The organism is Planomicrobium soli (assembly GCF_003014655.1).
Lineage (GTDB): Bacteria > Bacillota > Bacilli > Bacillales_A > Planococcaceae > Planococcus > Planococcus soli_B.
In genome coordinates this window covers 74,947-94,949 of the sequence record NZ_PYAT01000003.1, presented here as the reverse complement: position 1 = coordinate 94,949, position 20,003 = coordinate 74,947, and the positions used below count along the sequence as shown (strand labels likewise).

The 20,003-nt window shown below is 41.3% G+C and carries 22 protein-coding genes and 1 other annotated feature; of the genes, 17 read left to right on the top strand and 5 right to left on the bottom strand.

Annotated features, from left to right (window positions below; genetic code table 11):
• Nucleotides 1-19: 19 nt before the first annotated feature.
• The 3 genes from B0H99_RS04655 to B0H99_RS04645 all read left to right on the top strand — a co-directional run bounded on the left by B0H99_RS04655 (nucleotide 20) and on the right by B0H99_RS04645 (nucleotide 3,637).
• A complete protein-coding gene (locus B0H99_RS04655) occupies nucleotides 20-964 on the top strand; it encodes a sensor domain-containing diguanylate cyclase (protein WP_106532480.1) in 945 nt (314 codons plus the stop codon).
• A 207-nt stretch (nucleotides 965-1,171) separates the two neighbouring features.
• Nucleotides 1,172-2,461 carry a DUF2254 domain-containing protein gene (locus B0H99_RS04650; protein WP_245894392.1) on the top strand — a complete coding sequence of 430 codons (1,290 nt, stop codon included), beginning with the start codon at nucleotides 1,172-1,174 and terminating at the stop codon, nucleotides 2,459-2,461.
• Between the two features lie 387 nt (nucleotides 2,462-2,848).
• Entirely contained in the window at nucleotides 2,849-3,637 is a 789-nt protein-coding gene (locus B0H99_RS04645) for a TerC family protein (RefSeq protein WP_106532478.1), read from the top strand.
• A gap of 96 nt (nucleotides 3,638-3,733) precedes the next feature.
• On the opposite strand, the gene B0H99_RS04640 is transcribed toward B0H99_RS04645, so the two are convergent.
• On the bottom strand, nucleotides 3,734-4,165 hold the full coding sequence (locus B0H99_RS04640) for a WapI family immunity protein (protein WP_106532477.1): 432 nt from the start codon (nucleotides 4,163-4,165) through the stop codon (nucleotides 3,734-3,736).
• Nucleotides 4,166-4,330: 165 nt separating this feature from the next.
• On the opposite strand from B0H99_RS04640, the gene B0H99_RS04635 reads away from it, so the two are divergent.
• The 8 genes from B0H99_RS04635 to B0H99_RS04600 all read left to right on the top strand — a co-directional run bounded on the left by B0H99_RS04635 (nucleotide 4,331) and on the right by B0H99_RS04600 (nucleotide 11,157).
• On the top strand, nucleotides 4,331-5,104 hold the full coding sequence (locus tag B0H99_RS04635; RefSeq protein ID WP_106532476.1) for an SDR family oxidoreductase: 774 nt from the start codon (nucleotides 4,331-4,333) through the stop codon (nucleotides 5,102-5,104).
• A 99-nt stretch (nucleotides 5,105-5,203) separates the two neighbouring features.
• Complete coding sequence (locus tag B0H99_RS04630) at nucleotides 5,204-6,121, top strand: 1,4-dihydroxy-2-naphthoate polyprenyltransferase (RefSeq protein WP_106532475.1); 918 nt, start codon at nucleotides 5,204-5,206, stop codon at nucleotides 6,119-6,121.
• A 197-nt stretch (nucleotides 6,122-6,318) separates the two neighbouring features.
• A complete protein-coding gene (locus B0H99_RS04625) occupies nucleotides 6,319-6,780 on the top strand; it encodes a GNAT family N-acetyltransferase (protein ID WP_181313569.1) in 462 nt (153 codons plus the stop codon).
• Nucleotides 6,781-6,968: 188 nt separating this feature from the next.
• Nucleotides 6,969-7,160 (top strand) — a binding site (T-box leader).
• 46 nt (nucleotides 7,161-7,206) lie between these two features.
• Entirely contained in the window at nucleotides 7,207-8,637 is a 1,431-nt protein-coding gene (gene proS, locus B0H99_RS04620; RefSeq protein ID WP_106532473.1) for a proline--tRNA ligase, read from the top strand.
• 337 nt (nucleotides 8,638-8,974) lie between these two features.
• On the top strand, nucleotides 8,975-9,481 hold the full coding sequence (locus tag B0H99_RS04615; RefSeq protein ID WP_106532472.1) for a hypothetical protein: 507 nt from the start codon (nucleotides 8,975-8,977) through the stop codon (nucleotides 9,479-9,481).
• A gap of 104 nt (nucleotides 9,482-9,585) precedes the next feature.
• On the top strand, nucleotides 9,586-10,125 hold the full coding sequence (locus tag B0H99_RS04610) for a GNAT family N-acetyltransferase (protein WP_106532471.1): 540 nt from the start codon (nucleotides 9,586-9,588) through the stop codon (nucleotides 10,123-10,125).
• Nucleotides 10,126-10,178: 53 nt separating this feature from the next.
• Nucleotides 10,179-10,700 carry a DUF3916 domain-containing protein gene (locus B0H99_RS04605; protein WP_106532470.1) on the top strand — a complete coding sequence of 174 codons (522 nt, stop codon included), beginning with the start codon at nucleotides 10,179-10,181 and terminating at the stop codon, nucleotides 10,698-10,700.
• A 16-nt stretch (nucleotides 10,701-10,716) separates the two neighbouring features.
• Complete coding sequence (locus B0H99_RS04600; protein WP_106532469.1) at nucleotides 10,717-11,157, top strand: hypothetical protein; 441 nt, start codon at nucleotides 10,717-10,719, stop codon at nucleotides 11,155-11,157.
• Nucleotides 11,158-11,239: 82 nt separating this feature from the next.
• Here B0H99_RS04600 and B0H99_RS04595 read toward each other — a convergent pair whose 3' ends face one another.
• Nucleotides 11,240-11,695, bottom strand: a complete 456-nt coding sequence (locus B0H99_RS04595; protein ID WP_106532468.1) for an Rrf2 family transcriptional regulator — start codon at nucleotides 11,693-11,695, stop codon at nucleotides 11,240-11,242.
• 201 nt (nucleotides 11,696-11,896) lie between these two features.
• On the opposite strand from B0H99_RS04595, the gene B0H99_RS04590 reads away from it, so the two are divergent.
• From B0H99_RS04590 to B0H99_RS04570, 6 genes are all read left to right on the top strand, one after another.
• On the top strand, nucleotides 11,897-12,766 hold the full coding sequence (locus tag B0H99_RS04590; RefSeq protein WP_106532467.1) for an SDR family oxidoreductase: 870 nt from the start codon (nucleotides 11,897-11,899) through the stop codon (nucleotides 12,764-12,766).
• A 754-nt stretch (nucleotides 12,767-13,520) separates the two neighbouring features.
• The gene (locus B0H99_RS04585; protein ID WP_106532466.1) at nucleotides 13,521-13,949 is read left to right on the top strand and encodes a hypothetical protein; all 429 of its coding nucleotides are present in this window, start codon (nucleotides 13,521-13,523) and stop codon (nucleotides 13,947-13,949) included.
• Between the two features lie 118 nt (nucleotides 13,950-14,067).
• Complete coding sequence (locus tag B0H99_RS04580) at nucleotides 14,068-14,337, top strand: hypothetical protein (RefSeq protein ID WP_106532465.1); 270 nt, start codon at nucleotides 14,068-14,070, stop codon at nucleotides 14,335-14,337.
• Nucleotides 14,338-14,389: 52 nt separating this feature from the next.
• Nucleotides 14,390-14,560: a hypothetical protein gene (locus B0H99_RS17760; protein ID WP_181313568.1), complete on the top strand. Its 171-nt coding sequence runs from the start codon at nucleotides 14,390-14,392 to the stop codon at nucleotides 14,558-14,560.
• A gap of 160 nt (nucleotides 14,561-14,720) precedes the next feature.
• Nucleotides 14,721-15,218: a cation:proton antiporter regulatory subunit gene (locus B0H99_RS04575; RefSeq protein WP_106532464.1), complete on the top strand. Its 498-nt coding sequence runs from the start codon at nucleotides 14,721-14,723 to the stop codon at nucleotides 15,216-15,218.
• 3 nt (nucleotides 15,219-15,221) lie between these two features.
• A complete protein-coding gene (locus B0H99_RS04570; protein ID WP_106532463.1) occupies nucleotides 15,222-16,397 on the top strand; it encodes a cation:proton antiporter in 1,176 nt (391 codons plus the stop codon).
• A 154-nt stretch (nucleotides 16,398-16,551) separates the two neighbouring features.
• Here B0H99_RS04570 and B0H99_RS04565 read toward each other — a convergent pair whose 3' ends face one another.
• The 3 genes from B0H99_RS04565 to nhaC all read right to left on the bottom strand — a co-directional run bounded on the left by B0H99_RS04565 (nucleotide 16,552) and on the right by nhaC (nucleotide 19,831).
• Nucleotides 16,552-18,009, bottom strand: a complete 1,458-nt coding sequence (locus B0H99_RS04565) for a UDP-N-acetylmuramoyl-L-alanyl-D-glutamate--2,6-diaminopimelate ligase (RefSeq protein ID WP_106532462.1) — start codon at nucleotides 18,007-18,009, stop codon at nucleotides 16,552-16,554.
• An 87-nt stretch (nucleotides 18,010-18,096) separates the two neighbouring features.
• Nucleotides 18,097-18,345 carry a hypothetical protein gene (locus B0H99_RS04560; RefSeq protein WP_106532461.1) on the bottom strand — a complete coding sequence of 83 codons (249 nt, stop codon included), beginning with the start codon at nucleotides 18,343-18,345 and terminating at the stop codon, nucleotides 18,097-18,099.
• A gap of 109 nt (nucleotides 18,346-18,454) precedes the next feature.
• Entirely contained in the window at nucleotides 18,455-19,831 is a 1,377-nt protein-coding gene (nhaC, locus tag B0H99_RS04555; RefSeq protein ID WP_106532460.1) for a Na+/H+ antiporter NhaC, read from the bottom strand.
• Nucleotides 19,832-20,003 lie beyond the last annotated feature (172 nt).

Here is a 20,003-nt window from a genome sequence, read left to right as displayed (position 1 = left end):
ATTCACAGGAGGGGTAAAGATGATCCAAAGCCAAAAAGAGCTATATTTTAATAGAATTGATAAAGTGATTGACGAGGTAATTTCCTTATTGAGCGAAACAATCGATGTAAATTCAATTTTTTTGACAAACACCGATCGGGAAACTAATTTTATCGTGAAGGCGTTCAATCGAAAAACCAATTTGCTGCAAACCGGGGAGCAGTTGCCATTAAACAAATCCCTCTGTAAACTTGTTATTGAAAATGGAGGGGAACCGCTTGTTATCCCGAGCATTGCAAAGGAACCGCTAACGTCTGGACACCCAGGAGCAGAACGAATCCCTAACGGATCATATATCGGGATGCCAATATATCAGTCAAACGATTCCATCTTTGGGACTCTTTGCGCTGCCGATACGAAACCATATGGCTTTACTGCTTATGAAATAAAACTGATCAAGACACTTGGCCTACTGTTAAGCCAAGCGATAATGCTTGAAGATATGATGGTCCGTGATTCGTTGACCGGATTGCACAATCGCGCTTATTTGGTCGGCCACTTTGATCGGAATAATGGTGAAGAACATAAGTCTGCCTTGCTTTACGTTGACCTTGACCGTTTTAAAATGGTCAATGACCAATATGGCCATGAGGCGGGAGACGAATTGCTGAAAAAAGTCGCTACTGTATTTCAAGAACTGGCACCTTCCGGCAGTGTGATTGCCAGAATTGGAGGAGATGAATTTGTCTTGCTTGTTCCAGTAACAACTGAAGAAATGGAAGAAGCAAAAAGAACGGCTTCGCAAATCCTAAACGAGCTTAGCGGCCAGCCGGTAAAAGTGAGAGATTGGGAATTGAGCATTTCCGCGAGTGTTGGCATGACGTTTGCAGAACCTGGCAAAGATTTGGAGGAATTATTGAATGAGGCGGATCGTGCCATGTACCAAGCTAAACGAGAAGGCCGCAATACGGTAAGATACCACTAGAATGGATGATAACGGACGAAAAAGAGCGGACCCTGCAAGGTCGCTCTTTTTTTATGCTACTACTGATTTCCTGGACACAAACAGAAGCATTAAAAGAATAAAGGAGATGAAATTTTGTAAATTATCATGTTAGGCCAGTACCCATCGTTAGACAGTGGAGGACAATAAGGCTTGACTGGATCTCTATTTGGAAAGTGAGGAATTAACGTGGCAATTAGATTGTATCGGTTTAAAGAAAAGTTTTGGATGACGCCAGCAATTTTCAGTGTATCAGCAGTGATTCTTTCTGTCGGGTTCTTTTACGTCGATCTTTTGCTCATTGATGAATACAAAGAGTATATTCCTTCAATTCTACTAACAAATGTGGATTTAGCAAAGAACATTATGGGAACGCTGTCTGGAGCACTCTTAACGATGAGCACTTTCACTTTTTCCACCATATTAGTCGTTTTAACGATGTACTCTTCGCAATTTTCGCCTCGTGCACTTAAAAACTTTGTTCATGACAAGGTGACATGGCGGGTACTGGGGGTTTTTTTAGGAGGTTTCATCTACAACACTTTATCTTTATTGTTTATGCGGCAGCATCTATATACACATGATGTTATTTCAACTTTTGTTGGAATTCTTATCGCCTTCTATTGTTTAGCGGCATTCACCTATTTTATCCATTATATTGCTACGACTGTACAGGTAACTAAACTTATTGAAACCTTGATACAAGAGACAGAAGAAGTGATTTCACACTTCAAAAATTTGCAGGAAAATAAAGTTGTGATCTCCGACTCGTCTCACTGGTCGCCAAATGGAGAAAAAGAAATTGTATTAGCAGAAAATGAGGGTTATTTGCAGTTTTTAGCGTTAGAAAAGCTTATAGATTATGCCGAAGAACATGGGCTGGAAATTCAAATTGAAGCAGCAATCGGCGAGTTTGTTTATAAAGGAATGCAAATCATGCAGATATATGCAAAAGAGGAGATAGAATTTAAATTAGATAGCTGCTACTTGATTGGAAACGAAAGGGTAACAGAACAAGACATTTCCTATTCCTTGCAAAAGTTGGTAGAGATTGCGCTTCGTGCAATTTCGCCAGGCATAAATGACCCAAATACAGCTAATGACATCATTGTCCGTCTGGGCGGATTGCTTGGGAAAATAGGTCACTTAGAGACGGGAGATTTGGTTCTAGCGAATAAAGAAGGAGCTCCATTGGTGTTGTATCGGTTTCCTTCATATGAAGCCGTTTTATATAATGTCTTTTTTCAGTTGTCGCATTATGGGAAAGAGGATATATCCGTCTTGTTTTCCATGGCTGACGCACTTGGGATTGCGGCTAAAGTTAGTCCAGAACACCACCACTCGACTATTTGGAAGATGCAATTGTATGTTCTGGAAGTATTAAAGGGGCATGAATTAAAATCTTATGATCATAAATTACTGCAGGCTAAAGTGAATGACTTGGCAGAATTGACAAAAAACCATTCCGTATCAATATAAAGAATCACTGATTCAAGCTAGAAAGTCAGGAAGCTAGTCGAATAGCGATTTGGCAAAGAAATAAGTATCGCTTAATAACAACTTATTTTAAAACTCCCCTTGGTTAATGCATGGCAAAATCCAAAGAAATCCAGGTTAAAAAAATTTTTTATAATTTAGTAATTTAAGTTTGTTATTATCCTAGGATAGGTGCTATACTTACCTTACAACTCAATAGACTTTGACTTTCAGTCAAGGGGGAGTAGCTATAGGGAAACCTATTTCACAGTCGTCATTACATGGTTCGTAGCCATCGGTTGTGATAGCAAATAATTTTGCTTAGCAAGACCTTTGCCTTTTATTAGGCAGAGGTCTTTTTTGTTGGCAAAAAATAGGAGGAGACGGAGTATGGAAACAGTTTTATTGGAGTATGCCTGGGTTTTGCTGGTGCTTGTCGGACTAGAAGGGCTACTGGCGGCGGATAACGCAGTCGTTATGGCAGTTATGGTAAAACACTTACCAAAAGATCAACAGAAAAAAGCATTATTTTATGGTTTAGCGGGAGCTTTCATTTTCCGATTCGCCGCATTGTTCATGATTACATTGCTGGTTAATATCTGGCAAATCCAAGCACTTGGTGCTGCTTACCTTTTATTCATATCGGTTAAACACATTTACGACCAGCGGAAAGGGCATGGCAATGATCATGAAGAACTCCTTGAAGCGAATGACAATAAAGGCTCCAGTTTTTGGATGACTGTATTGAAGATCGAATTAGCCGATATTGCCTTCGCAATCGACTCTATGCTTGCAGCGGTTGCTCTAGCAGTGACGCTTCCTCATCTAAATGTTTTTGGATTCACTGATATCGGCGGCATCAACTCTGGCCAGTTCTTCGTCATGCTTGCAGGCGGATTGATCGGTGTTATCATTATGCGTTTTGCAGCCCACAAATTTGTACAGCTATTGGAAAAATATCCGCAGCTTGAAACAGCAGCCTTCGTTATTGTTGGTTGGGTAGGGGTAAAACTTCTTGTTATGACTTTGGCTCATGAAAACGTCCACATATTGCCACATGATTTCCCACACTCTACTCCTTGGACAATTGTCTTCTGGACAGTGTTGGTAGGAATTGTTGCGGTTGGCGCATTGATTGGCGTAAGAAAGAAAAAAGCGGAAGAACAAGCAGAAAAATAACAGCAAAAAGAGGCGGTCCGGTTCAATCGGATCGCCTTTTTTCTGGTTCAGGGGTTTAATGAAAAAGAAACAGAGCCGCTTGCCTTCTTGTTCTTTTTAAGGTGCACCTACAACCGGGAATACGGATATTATTTCGTCCAGCTCTTGTATCAACTGATGGAGCCTGCTTTGATCAGCTGAAAAGTCAAACTTCAAACTTGCTCCATTTCCAGCTGGATAACATAAAGAGGCTGTCCAACTAATGGTTCCTGCCTCTTCAAAAACCGCTTCGATTTCGACATAACCATCAAGGTTATAAAGAGCTGCCTTGCCCGTTTTTTTCCGTGCCATTTCTTTTACCTGATTGGAGAAGTCTTGTAATTCATCAGTTCTTATATGCAAATCGAATTTTGCATTGAATCCAGGAACCTCACAATCTATCGTCGCATTCAACCAATTTCCATCCCAATAATCAGTGCTGTCGGGATAGCTCTGGGTAAAAACTTCAATTTCTATCTTTGTATCTTCACCTGCTATAAAAAAATTCATTAACTTCTAACACCGCCTTCGGTTGCATATCACCTATCTTCATTATGCCGAAATAATTCAAGTAATGGAATATGTAAAATGTATTATCCTAATTGTATTCCTTTTGCATTGTTGGTAAAGTGAAAAATATGAGGCTTTAGCAACTACAGGAATGGGAGGAAGACTATGGACAAGCTAGCTGGAAAAGTCGCTGTGGTGACAGGAGCAAGCCGTCTTCAGGGAATTGGAGCGGCCATCTGCAAGGAATTGGCGGCAAATGGCTGCCGCGTCTTTTTTACATACTGGAAATCATACGACAAAACCATGCCTTGGGGCATTGATGAAGATGAGCCGTCGATATTAGAAGAAGAACTGAAGAGATTAGGTGTAGATGCGTACGGCTATGAAATGGACCTGTCACAAATTGATGCACCAGAAAAACTGATAAACAAAGTAGTTGAATTGATGGGGCAACCGGATATTTTGGTCAATAATGCCACATATTCGGTGAACGGCGGTTTTTCCCAGTTGACTGCCAAAGAACTGGACAATCATTACTTTGTTAATATTCGAGCAACCGCAATGCTCAGCGCCAAATTCGCGACAAGCTTCAACAAGAAAAACGGCGGACGCATCATCAATATGACGTCCGGCCAATTCCAAGGCGCGATGCCGGGAGAGTTAGCTTATGCAACAACGAAAGGGGCCGTTGACGCATTAACCCTTACACTTTCTGCTGAACTTGCTCCCCTCGGAATAACGGTCAATGCCGTTAACCCCGGTCCAACAGATACAGGCTGGATGGGAGAAGGAATAAAGGAAGAAATAATCCGGAAATTTCCGTTCGAACGGATTGGAGAACCGAAAGATGCGGCAAAACTAATCGGTTTTCTTGCAAGTGAAGATGCTGAGTGGATCACTGGGCAGATTATCCATTCAGAAGGCGGATTTCGCAGGTAGTTTTTAAGCAAAAGTTGCGCTAACAAGTCTCAAATACTGGTATGATTAGCAGGGACCGATGCGGTTCTTACATATGTACAGAAGAAAGAAGTGGAAAAAATGATTCAAGAGAATGCAGAAACAATGAGTTCAGGGAAATTGATGTGGAAAATGACCAGGCCGCATACCCTGACGGCAACATTTGCTCCCGTTGTATTAGGGACAGTAATTGCTTTGTCAGTTACTGAAATAAATTGGTTCTTGTTTACAGCGATGATGGTAGCTTGTTTATGTCTGCAAATCGCAACTAATTTGTTCAATGAATATTACGATTTCAAGCGTGGATTGGATACCGCAGAATCAGTCGGCATTGGCGGAGGGATTGTCCGTCACGGATTAGAGCCGAAAAACGTGTTGTCAGTGGCGTTAGTATTGTATGTTATTGCAGCAATTATCGGTGTTTACATCTGCATGAACAGTTCCTGGTGGCTGATCGCCATTGGCGCAGTTGGTATGGCTGTCGGTTATTTTTATACGGGTGGGCCGCTTCCGATTGCCTACACGCCGTTTGGCGAATTAGCTTCCGGTTTACTGATGGGAGTAGGGTTTGTATTAATTTCATTTTTCATCCAAACTGATACGGTTACGCTTGTCAGCTTGCTTATCTCTATTCCCATAGGAATCTTGGTCGGAGGCATTAATATGGCAAACAATATCCGTGATATTGAGGAAGACACAAAAGGCGGGAGGAGAACGTTGCCGATTCTGCTTGGGCGTGACCGGGCAATCGCCTGTCTGGCTATTTTCTTTGTTGTTGCTTATGGCTGGATTGCAGCATTAGTGATAACTGGAACAGTGAGCCCGTGGGCATTGCTGGTCTTAGGGAGTATACCAAAGCCAGTCCAGGCGATTAAAGGCTTTAAACGCGGAAAAACAGAGCCTAAGCAAATGGGTGTAGCAATGAAATCTACTGGCATCACAAATACTTTGTTTAGTTTTTTGCTGTCTATCGGCTTATTTTTATCTTACATTCTATAAAATGGAGCTCGCGCTGACTCAGAATCTGGTGCGGGCTTTTTCTATGTTGTAAGAAATTATAAATGTATTATATTACATAAGGAAATATAAAAAACAAAAACACGCAACTAAAGAAAAAACAAAAAGGGAAAAACAACATAACTATAGAAACCATACATAAAGAATTAAAGCTTACATTTATGGATGGGGGTAATTTTTTGAAAGTAAGACAAGCACTGCCGGAAGAATTTCAGGAAATTTATAAACAGGGCTTTAAAGAATGGGCAAAAGGCAGGCAATTAGATAGCTACATTAAAGACAACCAAAAAGAAGAAGAGAATGGCATTCGGTATATTTTAGTCAACGACCAAGAGCAAATTATTGCTTCTCTTATGATGATCCAGTTTCGACCGACATTATATGGCATTGGGTCGATTGTAGTAAATCCTGTATTTCGAAATCAAGGGTTTGGAAAAAAACTAGTGCGTGAGTGTCTCGAAAAACATCCGGAAGCAGCATTCATTTTATACAGTGAAATCGAACCAGGCTATTATGAAAAAATGGGTTTTCGTGTGATATCAAATGAGTTGCAGCAATCTTCAAAAGCAATATGCATGATACGGGCAGAAGATGACCTGTTTGAACAGGTGCTGCAGGAACCGATTCCTGGATATTTTTAATAAAACGGCTATTAATTTTCACGAAATCATTAGCCTGTCGGATCAAGAAGTTTTACTGCCTATTATGCAAGAAGAGCTAAAGAAGCTTACGACTGCCAGATCGAAATAAGCCAAAAATATATATGGAAGGCCATTGACTTAATTTTCTATTTCATTTAGTCTATATAAAATATTAATACAAGCAATGAGCCTGTTTAAGGACTAGTAGATAAATGGTGTTTTTCAGAGAGGATATTGAAAGCTGTGAGATATCCAAAACACGTTTTTCGAACCTGCCTTTCATATCTGTATTGAAAAATACGGCGGTTGATCCCGTTACCGGTTTTGAGTGTAAAGCTTTGCTTTAAAAAAGGGTGGTACCACCTCAAGGGGTCCCTTTATTTAAAGTAGGGCTTTTTTTATTTTTCACAAAAAAGGAGAATGTACATGACGAAAAAAATGGTAGAAAAAATCACCAATATGGATGAAGACTTTGCCCAGTGGTACACAGACGTTGTGACAAAAGCAGAACTCGTCGATTACTCGAGCGTCCGGGGTTCCATGATCATTCGCCCATATGGCTATGCCATCTGGGAAAGGATTAAAGATGCACTCGATACTCAAATCAAAGAAACAGGACACGAAAACGTCTACATGCCATTGTTAATTCCAGAAAGCCTTCTGCAAAAAGAAAAAGATCATATTGAAGGATTTGCGCCGGAAGTGGCTTGGGTAACACATGGCGGTGACGAGAAATTAGCGGAGCGTTTGTGCATCCGGCCAACATCCGAAGTGCTGTTTGCCGAGCATTACAAGAACATCATACATTCCTACAGGGATTTGCCGAAACTGTATAACCAATGGGCAAATGTTATCCGTTGGGAAAAGACGACGCGGCCTTTTTTGCGGACGCTTGAATTCTTATGGCAGGAAGGCCATACGTGCCACGAAACTGAAGAAGATGCCCATGAAGAGACCGTCAAAATGCTTGAAGTTTATGCGGAGATCTGTGAGCGGCTACTGGCAATTCCAGTCGTGAAAGGACGTAAAACCGAAAAAGAAAAATTTGCAGGCGCGAAGTATACCTATACGATCGAGAGTTTGATGCACGACGGAAAGGCGCTGCAATCGGGTACTTCCCACAATCTTGGCACCGGTTTTGCGGAATCATTCGGAATTGAATTCTTGAACCGGGAAGGAAAACTGCAGCCTGTGCACCAAACTTCCTGGGGGTTTACGACACGCATCATTGGCGCGATGATTATGGTACATGGAGACGACAAAGGACTGGTTTTGCCGCCGGAAGTGGCACCAATCCAAGTGCTGATCGTACCGATTGCCCAGCACAAAGAAGGGGTTCTGGATGCTGCATATGACCTTCACCACAGTCTCAAGTCTTCTGTCCGCATTGCAATCGATGCAAGCGACAAAAAACCAGGCTGGAAATTTAACGAATCGGAAATGAAAGGCATTCCGCTCCGTTTGGAAATTGGACCAAAAGATATTGAAGAGAAGAAAGTTGTCCTTGTTAGAAGAGATACCGGTGAAAAAATCCAAGTGGAAAACGAAAAAATCGAAGCGGAAATTAGCCGTTTATTAAAAGAGATACAAGAAAATCTATACAACAAAGCGCTCGGGCACCGCATAAGCAAGACCGCTGCAGCAGTAACTATGGACGAGTTCACAGGAAATTTGACGAAGAACGGCGGATTTATCAATGCGATGTGGTGCGGCAAGCAATCGTGCGAAGACCAGATCAAAGAACAGACACAAGCAACATCACGCTGCATTCCTTTTGAACAGGAACAATTGTCAGAAGTTTGTGTTTACTGTAGCGAACCTGCGGATAAAATGGTGGTTTGGGCGAAGGCATATTAATAAGGAGTTAAAAGTAGAACCCTGTATATAGAAGGTATGTTTTGCAAGATAAATTCTGGTTTATTCAGAAAAAATACTGCTAGTGCAAAAAGGCTGCTAGATGGCCTTTTTACACTTTTTTAAATATTGCCGACAGCGGCGAAAAATAGGCATAAAAAAATTCTCTCCATCTCTTTAAGTTCGATTATACTAAATACAAGATTGTTTATTTAGGTCATTTGACTATACCGTACTATTCACTCAATGCCCTTCTATTGTGCAGGATGTAGAGATGACCAGGCGATAAAAAAGAACCGCGAAAAATGAAATGCGATTCCAACAAGAAAGCAGGAGGACAATGAAAAAATTCTTTCTCTTCTTATATCTTTGTTCTTTTCTACTTACCGGGTCGGTCTTTATTTTGTCCAATGCAATGACATCTGAAGTAACTCCTGATTCCATAAGCGGAAACGGAAATCCCTTTCTTTTTCCGCTTATGATCCTTCATCCGTTCATATTATTTTTCCTTTACGGAACTACGGAGTATTCCATGCGCTATTTGTTGAAGTGGAGCTCTAAAGTAATTCGGATCTGTGCATTTCTTGCTTTTTGTTTGGTTTCACTGATCTTTGTCGTGACTTTCAATGCTGTTAAGAGTATGCAGGCTAAAATCATCAAAATCAATGACTCGATCGATGGACCGAACCAAATAGGATATCTGAACATCTATACCAATAGCCTTTTCTTTAATGGCTATACATTTCTGATGGTCCTGTTAATTTGTTTTCTAATTGGCTGTATCTGGGCACTCATTACAAAAAAAGAAGATCCCGGACCCATTGTCGTTAAACGACTAAAAATCTGAGCTATATAATCTGTCCAGCAAGCAGATTACGTGATCGATACAGACACCGATCGAATCTTTAAACCAAGCTATTAGCTTGCAGAAAAAAGGAAAGGGAGTTTTCTATGCAAAAAAAATATGATTTCGAATCTGAACGTTTAGGATTCAGGAGATGGCAGGAAGAGGATAAAGAACCGTTTGCTGCTATGAACGCCGATGCAGACGTGATGCGCTTTTTTCCGAACCCTTTAACAAAAAAAGAATCTGATCTTTTAATAGAACGCCTTGAAAAGCACTTTAAAGAAAAAGGATATGGAATCTGGGCAGTCGAGCGTAAAGAAGGCCAAGTTTTTATCGGTTTTATCGGGCTGCTGGAAATCGGTTTTGAGGTCGATTTCAAATTCAAGACTGAAATCGGTTGGCGGCTTGATAGAAAGCATTGGAAGAAAGGGTATGCGGTTGAAGGTGCTATGGCCTGCTTAAACTACGCTTTTGATGAAATGCAATTGGACGAGGTATATTCTTTTACTTCTGTTCTTAATGTTCCTTCAGAAACGGTCATGCAAAGAACCGGGATGAGAAAGGTTAAAGAATTTGATCATCCCAAACTTGAAGCAGATAGTCCGTTAAAAAGGCATGTATTATATAAAATTAATAGACCATGAATTCCTTCGGAAAAAGTCCAAGCGGCTATTTTATGAAAACTAGGGGTAAAAATATGAGAGAGAAAAAAGTACGGGGGAAACACCGGAAAATGAAGAGCCTGATCCAACGCATCGAAGAATATACCGAAGCGTTTCCTGAAGAATTTCACAACGGCTACTGGTACTTGCCGTTGCCTGCTGCCGAGGATTTTATCAATTCAAGCAAAACACCAGCTAAAGTAAAGCGGCTTTGCATCCAGACCCTCTTGGACAGAGGCAGACGTCTAAGCTCCATGAAACCAGGAAAAGAAAAATTTTGTGTAGTAATTTCTGTGTGTTTACCAGATTTATGGCGTTCTCAGCTTATTATATTTGAAGAGGATTTTTGCTTTGAAGGATTCTTCAATAGAAATAATGAGGACCAGAAATGGCTTCCTTTGCCGCTTGAAAGAAACCTGCAAACAGAATGGAGCTTAGCCGCTCCAAACCATTTTCGTAGTTTCGGATTTCAAGAAGTGATTACAGACAAAGAAGCCGGATACTTTTATGATGGAGAGCTATGGTTTATCGGAGAATTTCAGAAAGAAAATTTTTAGTTAGGAAGTGCACTGCATGTATTATTTTATATTGATCCTCAGCCTATTCGATACCATTTTTTGGTCATACTATTTCTGGAAAATGATCGCCTTGAAAAAATTTGAAAAGTTTTCGATCGTTAAATTGATGGTGAGGTATCTTATTCCAGCGATTTTGCTTTTCTCTTTCGGCTTTACCTTCATTATGTATGCATTGGATTTTAAAGCGGTAGTGACAAATCAAACCAAACATTATGCGGGTGAATGTGAAATCATTTTGGAGAACCTGGAAGAAGGAGAAGAACCATGGCTGAGAGCGGAGTTTGATATCAGCTCGATTACCTATGATTTTAAGGATTATCCCTCTATTGAGGCCGGAATTTATAATTGCGAACTGGAATATTACCCCGGCTCTGGTGAAGGCACTGAAATGGAGCTATATCGCTCAGCAGGAGGGGAAGCGGTCAAACTTAATTGATGGTATTCCTAGATTTGGAAAACCAGCCTTTTCTTTAAAAATATGCTCTCAAAAAAAAGACATTCATTGCTGAGTGTCTTTTTTACGTAGTCAATCTGTTGGCGTTGTCCGCCTTTTCTTTTTCTAAAATATCCTTTACCACATCATTGATCGTAACACTGCCTAAAGCCTTTTCCATAGCAAGTTGCGCAACGGAAAACACGGGCATAATAGCCTCCTGGATATTTCGCCCAACCGCACAGGCGGGATTTGGGTTCTCATGGACATTGAATAATTCCCGTTCTTGGACAACATCAACCGCTTTATATACATCAAACAACGAAATGCCTGTAAGATCTCTCGCCAATTCCGCTCCGGCAACGCCTGGACGAACAGTCACCAAGCCTGCATTTTTAAGCATTCCCATAATTCTTCGTATAACAACAGGATTCGTGTTCACGCTTGAGGCGATAAATTCCGATGAACTGACGTTTCCTTTATTCACTTCGATAAGCACTAATATATGAATTCCTACCGCAAAACGGCTGCTGATAGACATGGGTAGCCCCTTCCTTACGTTCGATAATGTATTAGTTTCTTCTTTTACTTGTAATAATGAAGATTACAAGTTCATTATACCTGAAAAAAGCAAATCATTTAAGGATTGTGGTTTCGTTGCATTGACAAACCACCAACTTGTAACTATTATAATTACATGTAATAATCTTTGTTACAACATGTATTTTAGGAGGAGAAAGCGATGAAATTATTAGTAACTGGAGCAACAGGCAAATTGGGAACAAAAATTATCGAAACGTTATTGCAAAACGTACCTGCAGAACAGATAGCGGTTAGTGTTCGCAACCTTGAAAAAGCTGAAGAAATGCGGTTTAAAGGAATTGAGGTCCGACACGGTGATTTTGATCATCCAGAAACGTTGAATGCTGCATTTGCCGGCATTGACCGGCTATTGATCATTTCTGCTGATGGAGATAATGAAACGAGAATACGCCAGCATACCGATGCGGTTGCTGCTGCGGAACGGGCTGGCGTTAAGTTCATTGCCTATACAAGCCTTGGAAACGCAAGCAACAGCCAAATCTTTTTAGCTCCACCGCATCAGGCAACAGAAGCTGCGATCCTGAAAACCGGAATTCCATACTCTTTTCTCCGCAATAACTGGTATTTGGAAAACGAAATTCCAAGTATCCAAGGAGCTTTGGCGGGTGCGCCATGGGTAACCTCTGCAGGAAATGGAAAAGTGGGCTGGGCATTGCAGCAAGATTATGCTGAAGCAGCAGCTGCAATCATCGCTGGGGAAGGGCATGAAAATACAATTTATGAGCTTTCCGGTAAACCGCTGACACAAGAAGAATTGGCTGCGGCTTTAGAAGAAGTGGCGGGCAAGGAAATTCCAGTTTTGCAAGTGCAAGATGCTGAATACGCTGACATCATGAAACAAGCAGGCGTACCGGATTTTGTTGTGCCAATGTTAGTTGAGATACAGCGGGGCATACGGAACAATGCTTTGGCAATTGAAAGCGACGATTTCGAGAAAATTTTAGGCCGTCCGGCTACGCCGGTCGAAGAAGGCCTAAACCGAATAGTCAGCGATCTAACTAAGAACTAATTTTTTGAACGTTGGCATTTCGCTGTCATTTTCTTTCATGAAATTTAAAAACTTCAAACGCTGAATAGAAAGAGCTCGAGAATAACCCTCGAAGCTCTTTTTTCTATGAATTCATCGGAAATTGTCCAGAAAGATAAATTTACAAAGAAAAAATAAAAAAAAATTTTCACTTTTCAAAGATAACATTTTCCTCTTCTTTCCAATCCTTTCCTATTTTCTGTTGTTTTCTCCATCTACATTTGTTACTTCTGCAGAAGTAACAAAAAACTGGAAATAAAGTGTAAAAAATAGCTTTGTAGGTAGAAGGAGTCCTTTTTACATACATAAAACACATTAAAGTGTATAAAAAAAATATAAGAAGAAGCATTTATAACTTTTTTAAGTAAAATAGTTAGAATTATCAGTAAATTTATGAATGCTATTAAAAAATAACAATTTCATCCATAAAAAATTAATGTTAAAAAGATAATAAACTATCGCTATTTACAAAGTGTAAAAGATATTATAGTCTAATTGTAATAAAAAAATTAATAAGAAAAGGGGATATGGAAAAAAAGTAAGCAAATAGCCTAAAAGAAATTACGGGATAATTAAATATTCTAAAATTTCATTTGTTTTCTGACTATTTATTAATATTCATTTCTTGTTATTTTTATTATGAAACACGCGTTTTCTTGTCCCTGTTTTCTCTCTTAGACATACGCCAATCAGTAAAAACGGAAGATGGAACATCATCTCTTTCGAAGATCTGATATTGAAACCGAAAAAATACTTGATGAAAGGATTGGATAAAGTGGGGCATACAGCATCTCTAGATTCTTTAGCAGAAAAAATCAGTTTGTTGCTTGATGCAGAAATTGAAGTTTCCGATAGCTCTTGGCATTACCGGAAACAACGGATTGTTAAAAACCGAAAAAATGTCATATGCATTATGGACTTAAGTGTTGAGGTGGGTGCTTTTGAAGAAAACGGAAATGCTATAAATCAGGCGAGTGTCAGTCTTTTGACAGAAGAATTGCCAGGTTTCACTTTGGCTTTGCGGGAGCATCCAATCCCTTTTCCCACTCATTTCTCTCAAAGCCAGAAAACAGATTCTCATCTTTGCTGCTTGCTGCTAGAAACGAAAGAACCGCCGGAAGACTTTGCTGAACGGCTTGCAGGAGCGTTTGATAAAATTTTGTAAAAAGGTGAAAAGACCAGCTGGTTTCTTGAGTAATTTACGCCTCTCAGTTAACCGCACGGGAAAATTGAGGTCTTGGGCAGAAGCGATTTGTATATAACTGAACGAAAGAGGCGGTTTGATGCTGAGAAACTTCCTTTCCTTCATTTCTGTTTGCTTTTTTCTCGTAACGATTATTCCTCTGGGACTGGCTTCAATCCACTGGATGTATACGCCCATGAATCTTCTCATGAGTATTAACGTATATTTTCCTTGCCTGATAGGTGCTGCAGGAATCGCATTAGCTCTGACAGGCCTAAAAGGCGATTTGAAACTATACCTAATTTTGGCAAATAGTTTAAGCCTTGGTTTGTATCTTATCAAGATTTTTATTGTTTCGGTCACAGCATAATCAGTCAAACATTTACTCACTAAGCGTTACAACTAAAAGGAGGAAATACACAATGGCTATTATTAAAAACGAAGTAAAAGAAATGGATAAGATTACAGTGAATTATTTGGAAATGTACTTGAACCATATTGAAGGTTATAAGCAATATAAAAAGGAAAAAGCCAACAGAGTAATGGTGATTAAAGAAATCCAAGAAACAGAAGTTACTGCGATCCAAGCTTAATTGCTGTTGAACTTGCTGTCTTTACATAAGCAAATCCTGCTTATCAGTAACACATTGGAACTTTCTACATCAATAGAAGAATTTTTAAAGAAGTCCATCTAGCTGATGGGCTTTTTTGCCCTTATTATCTGGCTTTTAGCCAAGAAAGGAAGAAGATAGTATGCGCATTCGGGAACAAGACTTGCCTGGAATCGGCAAACGCATTTCATTCACGAACCGGGATGGAATTTCGACAGTCATCATTCACCATTTTAGCGGCAAACGGGAAGTTTACTTTTTAACAGAAGAAGACGATGAAGATGTCCTGTTTTCGACAACATTCACTTCCGATGAAGCAAAAGAGTTCGGGGCGAGGCTTCTTGGAATAGGAAACGAAACCGTAGATGAAGAAAGTTTTGAGCGTTTCCGGATTATGCGTCAGAAAATGCTGGTTGATTGGATCAAAGTGAAGAAGGCTTCAACGCTTGCAAACCAAACGGTCAAAGAGGCGCAACTGCGCGTTCCTGAAAATGTTTCGATCGTAGGGGTGGTCCGGGAGAAAGACATCTTGCCAAAACCGGAAGACGACTTTGTTATTCAAGCTGGCGATACATTGCTCGTTATCGGGAAAAAAGAAGCGGTCAGCCGTTTTGAAGCGGCTTGTAAAGGCAAGGGTTAAGTTATGGCTGAAATTCCGGAACTGCTATCCGCAGGTTTATTGTTGTTGCTCTTGTTTGCCGGAGGCTGGTTGTCATTCAAATTTCGTTTTCCTGATGTTATTGTTTATTTATTGCTCGGAATTGCAGTCAGCGGAGCATTATCAGGTTCCCATTTGCTCCACTTTGCAGGAGAAATGGGAATCGTCCTGTTATTTTTCATGCTTGGCATCGAATTTCCGATCAAGCAATTGATCGGTCTTGCAAAAAAAGTCTATATGGCTGGGCTATTGGATATTTTGTTGAGTTTCGGTGTTACAGTGGCCATTGCTGTGGCATTTCAGCTGGATTGGTTCACTTCTTTTCTGGTGGGTGGCGTTGTCTATGCGACAAGCTCTTCTTTGACCGCCAAGCTGCTCGAGAGTTCGAAGCGGATGGTATACCCGGAAGCGGAATTCATGTTGGGGTTGCTGATTTTCGAAGACTTGTTTTCGCCAATTTTGGTGGCGGTCCTTGCAAGCCTTGCAGTGGGAAGCGGGTTAACATTTGGAACCATCGGCTGGACGCTGTTTCTCGTCTTGCTGCTGATTGGCGGAGCAATAGTAATCGGGGTGTTCTTGTTCCGTAAGCTCTGGCTTTTTGTGGACCGGTATGCCAGTGAAGACTTTTTCATGCTTTTGGTATTGGGAATCTCCTTAACTTACGGCGGCTTGGCACTTCTACTGGGATTGTCTGAAGTGCTCGGCGCTTTCCTCGCTGGAATCATGCTGGCAGAAGTAAAACGCGGGGAAGAGCTGCACCGGATCACGATCCGGTTCCGCAATGTCCTGCTTCCATTGTTTTTTGTTTATTTTGGCACCACGATTGAATTTGGGGCAGGCATTCCAATGATTCCGCTGATGGCCCTTCTTTTTTTCTGGTCAATCCTTGCAAAAATTCTGACGGGTTATTGGGGAGGACAGCTATACGGATTATCCGAAAAAGCAGCTTTGCGTGCCGGATTTTCTCTGACGCAGCGCGGAGAATTTTCAATCATTATCGCGGCACTCGCCGCAGGCTCTTTGAAGACTTTCAGCAGCGTATTTATCCTGCTTTCCGCCATCACTGGTGTTTATTTGTTCCAGTTTGCCCCGCAATTCTCAACGTGGATTCTTGGAAAAAGGAAAAGAGCCAAGATAGTCGAGGAATCGGAGGGAGGATAAAGAACTTATCTCTTTCGTTTTTATCGCCGGTAAAAAAGGTGAAAGCGAAGGATAAAAGCAGTAATTGCACGTGCTTAGCCATGTGAAAAGGAGATTGAAAAGACCGCTAATCGGGCCTTTCAATCTCCTTTTTATTCTGTTTAATACAAAGTAGTCAATTAATGAGGGTTTGCGCCTTTGAAAAGTAATTGACCGTCTCCTGATCAGAGCGTGTAGGGATCCGGTAATGCTGCTGGTAGGTTTCATGGCCTTTGCCGGTGATTATAACGTAATCATCGGGTTCGCTATATTCCAGCGCCAGTTTTATGGCCAACGTCCGATCGGATACGATTAGACCTTTTTCGTTGCCGAAGATATCATTTAAGTTTTTCAACTCGCCTAACATATCTTCTAAGGGAACGGAATTCAAGTCATCCAGTGTAAGGATATACTGGTCACTCAAATCGGAACTGACAAGCAGCATTTCTTTTCTTTTGCTGAGATCCCGGTTGCCCCTGAAACCGAAGATATGGACAATCTTTTTGGCCCCTAACTGCTTAGCTGTCGATAACACCTGAAGAATGGCATCTGGCGTATGGGCATAATCGATAATCACAGTGGCTCCATTCGGCAATGTGTACACTTCAAATCTGCCGGCTACCCCTTTGAAAGATGCGAGCGAAGCCACTATCCCGTTTGCAGCCAAACCGCTTGCCTTTGCAGTAGTATAAGCCATCAATGTATTGTACATGTTGTGTATGCCGGCCATTGGGGAAGGGATAAGGATCGCTTCTTCCACTAATTCGATCGTCGAGTTCCCAGTGTGAAAAATTGTTTGTTGCGAGTGGCTGCTCTTCTTTTCTCCGACTTCAAGCGTCGGAATCCCTCTGCTTTTTAAAATATCGGTGAGTTTCGTTCCCCAGAGCGTATCTGTACTGACAATGGCTTGTCCATCTGGCTTTAAGTGATTGAACAACAGCGCTTTTGCGTGAAAATAGCTGCCCAAAGAACCATGGTAATCCAAATGTTCATGATGAAGATTTGTGAACAGACAAAAGTCAAAATCAATTCCTTCGATCCGGTGCTGAACCAATCCGTGGGAAGACACTTCCATAATGACCACTTCGTCGTCGCTTTCAGCCAATAGCTGATGCACCACCAGTGAGCTGGGAGTTGTATTGGTAGTGTTAAACGCTTCTCCATTTATGATATTCTGAATCGTTCCAAGAACTGCACAAGATTTTCCGGCACTTTCAAAAATATGTTTTAACAAGTAACTTGTGGTTGTTTTTCCATTCGTTCCAGTAATGCCGATCATCAGTTTGTCCTTGATCGGGTTCCGGTAAAAGATTTTCGCAATATTTCCTAGCGCTCTGCGGCTATCCTGAACTCGGATATAAGGAACGGGCAAATCAATTCCCTCTTGCTCCCCAATAATGAAAGAAGCCCCGTTTTCAACAGCTTGTTGAATATAGCGGTGGCCATCTTGGACAACGCCTTTCACTGCAATAAAGACAAAGCCTTGTTCTACCAGCAAGGAGTTCTCTGCAATGCCTCGAACCGTTTGGTCCAGAAAACTTTCTTCTATTTTATTTTTGATGGAAAGTTCACTTATCAAGTGTTTGAGTTTCATCTATTTGTAGACCTCTCAGATATTAAATTAAGTTCATTATATCCTAATAGAAACTTATGGAGAAATTGTGCAGAGCGAAAAAGTTCTTTAAAAGATATAAAAATGCAGAAGTTTCCATAAAAATGAAAAGGCGGAGACCTTTATCGAGTCCCCGCTCTCTTTAAATGAAATAGTATGCTTAAAAAAGGCTGAACTGATCCATTCCAGCAAAGCAGCAAGTCCACAGAGCGGCAGACCGACAATGATCACGCCAGCAAGAAAGTAACTGAATGCTTTCACGATCCAAAACAGCAGATCTTCTATAATTCCAGCCAAATAATCGATCAGTCTCAGCATGTTCGTTGCCCCCTTTGTTAATTCAAGAACACTTTTTCCATTATTATACATGAAGCTATACAAAAAACTGCCATTTCCAGTGGAAAGGCAGTTTTAAATCAGCAGGTATTTATTTATACGTTAACGTTTTGCCGGTAATGCCAAACACAACAGTCAAGATTGGGCACAGCAAACAGAAGAAGGCAAACGGCAAGTAGTCCAAGGTCGAGACGCCAAGCATGGAAGTGATAAAGATACCGCAAACGCTCCACGGCACGAGCGGATTTACCACCGTTCCCGCGTCTTCCATAACGCGGCTCAAGTTTTTGCCGGCCAGGCCGACTTTATCAAACTGCCCTTGGAACGCTTGTCCGGTCAATAGAATGGACAAATATTGTTCGCCGATCAACAAATTGATGCCGATAGCGGTCATTGCTGCAGCGGCAATAACAGAAGAAACTTTCTTCAACAAGCTTTCGATTTTGCCTAACAGGGTTTGGATTATGCCCAGTGTAAAGAGCAGCCCGCCCATGCTTAGGGAAAGCAGCACAAGTCCGATGGTGAAGAACATGCTTTGAAGGCCACCGCGGGTTAGAAGCGTGTCTACATCTGTAACCCCGGTTTCTGACACGTAGCCGCCAAACAGCATGCCGAACACTTCAGTTAAGTTATAAGTTTGGTGCAGGTACGAAAGTGCAATTGCCAGAATGGAGCTGGCCGCAAGATTCATCATGGCCGGAACTTTCAGGGCGGTTAATACGATCAATAAAACAAGCGGCAATAGCGCATACCAATGGATCGTGCCGGTAGCTAAAAGGCCGTCTTGAAAAGCTTGGATCTTCTCAGTATCACTCAGAACAACATCCGGTGAAAGAACAGCAAAAACAATAAACGAAAGGATAAATGCCGGAATCGTGGTCCATCCCATATTGCGGATGTGCGTGAATAAGTCCACATTGACGATAGAAGAAGCCAGGTTTGTCGTATCCGATACCGGCGACATCTTATCTCCGAAAAACGCGCCGGAAACGATGGCACCTGCTGTAATGGCAAGCGACACATCAAGAACAGTGGCCATTCCAACAAATGCAACGCCGACCGTTGCAACTGTCGTAAGCGAGCTGCCGATCGCCAACCCGACAATTGAGGTAACGACAAAGACAATCGCGAAGAAAAAAAGCGGCGTGATAAGTTGGAACCCAGCATAGATGAGAGTTGGAATGGTCCCGCTCATCATCCACGTACTGATTAAAATGCCGATAAAGAAGAACAGAAACACAGCACTCATGCCCGCTCCCGCTCCTTGGACCAAACCGCTTTCGAGCTTTCGGTACGGAATCCCCTTAACCAAGCCGTAACAGATCAGAAGAAGAATAGAGAATAAAATAGGCAGATGCGGTACAGCTCCAAACTGAATCAAGCTGACACTGATTGTAATTACAATCAATACTACTAGAAGAAATGACTCTTTTACTGATGGTGTGATCACCGATTTGATGTGGAACATGATGTAACCCCCTTAATTTATAAAACAAAAAGAAAACCTATCATCCCTAAAAAAAGGGACGAAGGTTTTCTCCGCGTTACCACCCTATTTGACAGCTTGAAGGCCGTCCACTCATTGGAAAGTTGAAAACAGCTGATGGTGTACTTCGTCCGGATTGCTGCCTGAATTTCCA

Coding starts and splice junctions, on each gene's coding strand:
- B0H99_RS04655 (WP_106532480.1), top strand. CDS start 20: ATGATCCAAAGCCAAAAAGAGCTATATTTTAATAGAATTGATAAAGTG.
- B0H99_RS04645 (WP_106532478.1), top strand. CDS start 2,849: ATGGAAACAGTTTTATTGGAGTATGCCTGGGTTTTGCTGGTGCTTGTC.
- B0H99_RS04640 (WP_106532477.1), bottom strand. CDS start 4,165: ATGAATTTTTTTATAGCAGGTGAAGATACAAAGATAGAAATTGAAGTT.
- B0H99_RS04635 (WP_106532476.1), top strand. CDS start 4,331: ATGGACAAGCTAGCTGGAAAAGTCGCTGTGGTGACAGGAGCAAGCCGT.
- B0H99_RS04630 (WP_106532475.1), top strand. CDS start 5,204: ATGATTCAAGAGAATGCAGAAACAATGAGTTCAGGGAAATTGATGTGG.
- proS (WP_106532473.1), top strand. CDS start 7,207: ATGACGAAAAAAATGGTAGAAAAAATCACCAATATGGATGAAGACTTT.
- B0H99_RS04615 (WP_106532472.1), top strand. CDS start 8,975: ATGAAAAAATTCTTTCTCTTCTTATATCTTTGTTCTTTTCTACTTACC.
- B0H99_RS04610 (WP_106532471.1), top strand. CDS start 9,586: ATGCAAAAAAAATATGATTTCGAATCTGAACGTTTAGGATTCAGGAGA.
- B0H99_RS04605 (WP_106532470.1), top strand. CDS start 10,179: ATGAGAGAGAAAAAAGTACGGGGGAAACACCGGAAAATGAAGAGCCTG.
- B0H99_RS04600 (WP_106532469.1), top strand. CDS start 10,717: ATGTATTATTTTATATTGATCCTCAGCCTATTCGATACCATTTTTTGG.
- B0H99_RS04595 (WP_106532468.1), bottom strand. CDS start 11,695: ATGTCTATCAGCAGCCGTTTTGCGGTAGGAATTCATATATTAGTGCTT.
- B0H99_RS04590 (WP_106532467.1), top strand. CDS start 11,897: ATGAAATTATTAGTAACTGGAGCAACAGGCAAATTGGGAACAAAAATT.
- B0H99_RS04580 (WP_106532465.1), top strand. CDS start 14,068: ATGCTGAGAAACTTCCTTTCCTTCATTTCTGTTTGCTTTTTTCTCGTA.
- B0H99_RS17760 (WP_181313568.1), top strand. CDS start 14,390: ATGGCTATTATTAAAAACGAAGTAAAAGAAATGGATAAGATTACAGTG.
- B0H99_RS04575 (WP_106532464.1), top strand. CDS start 14,721: ATGCGCATTCGGGAACAAGACTTGCCTGGAATCGGCAAACGCATTTCA.
- B0H99_RS04570 (WP_106532463.1), top strand. CDS start 15,222: ATGGCTGAAATTCCGGAACTGCTATCCGCAGGTTTATTGTTGTTGCTC.
- B0H99_RS04565 (WP_106532462.1), bottom strand. CDS start 18,009: ATGAAACTCAAACACTTGATAAGTGAACTTTCCATCAAAAATAAAATA.
- B0H99_RS04560 (WP_106532461.1), bottom strand. CDS start 18,345: ATGCTGAGACTGATCGATTATTTGGCTGGAATTATAGAAGATCTGCTG.
- nhaC (WP_106532460.1), bottom strand. CDS start 19,831: ATGTTCCACATCAAATCGGTGATCACACCATCAGTAAAAGAGTCATTT.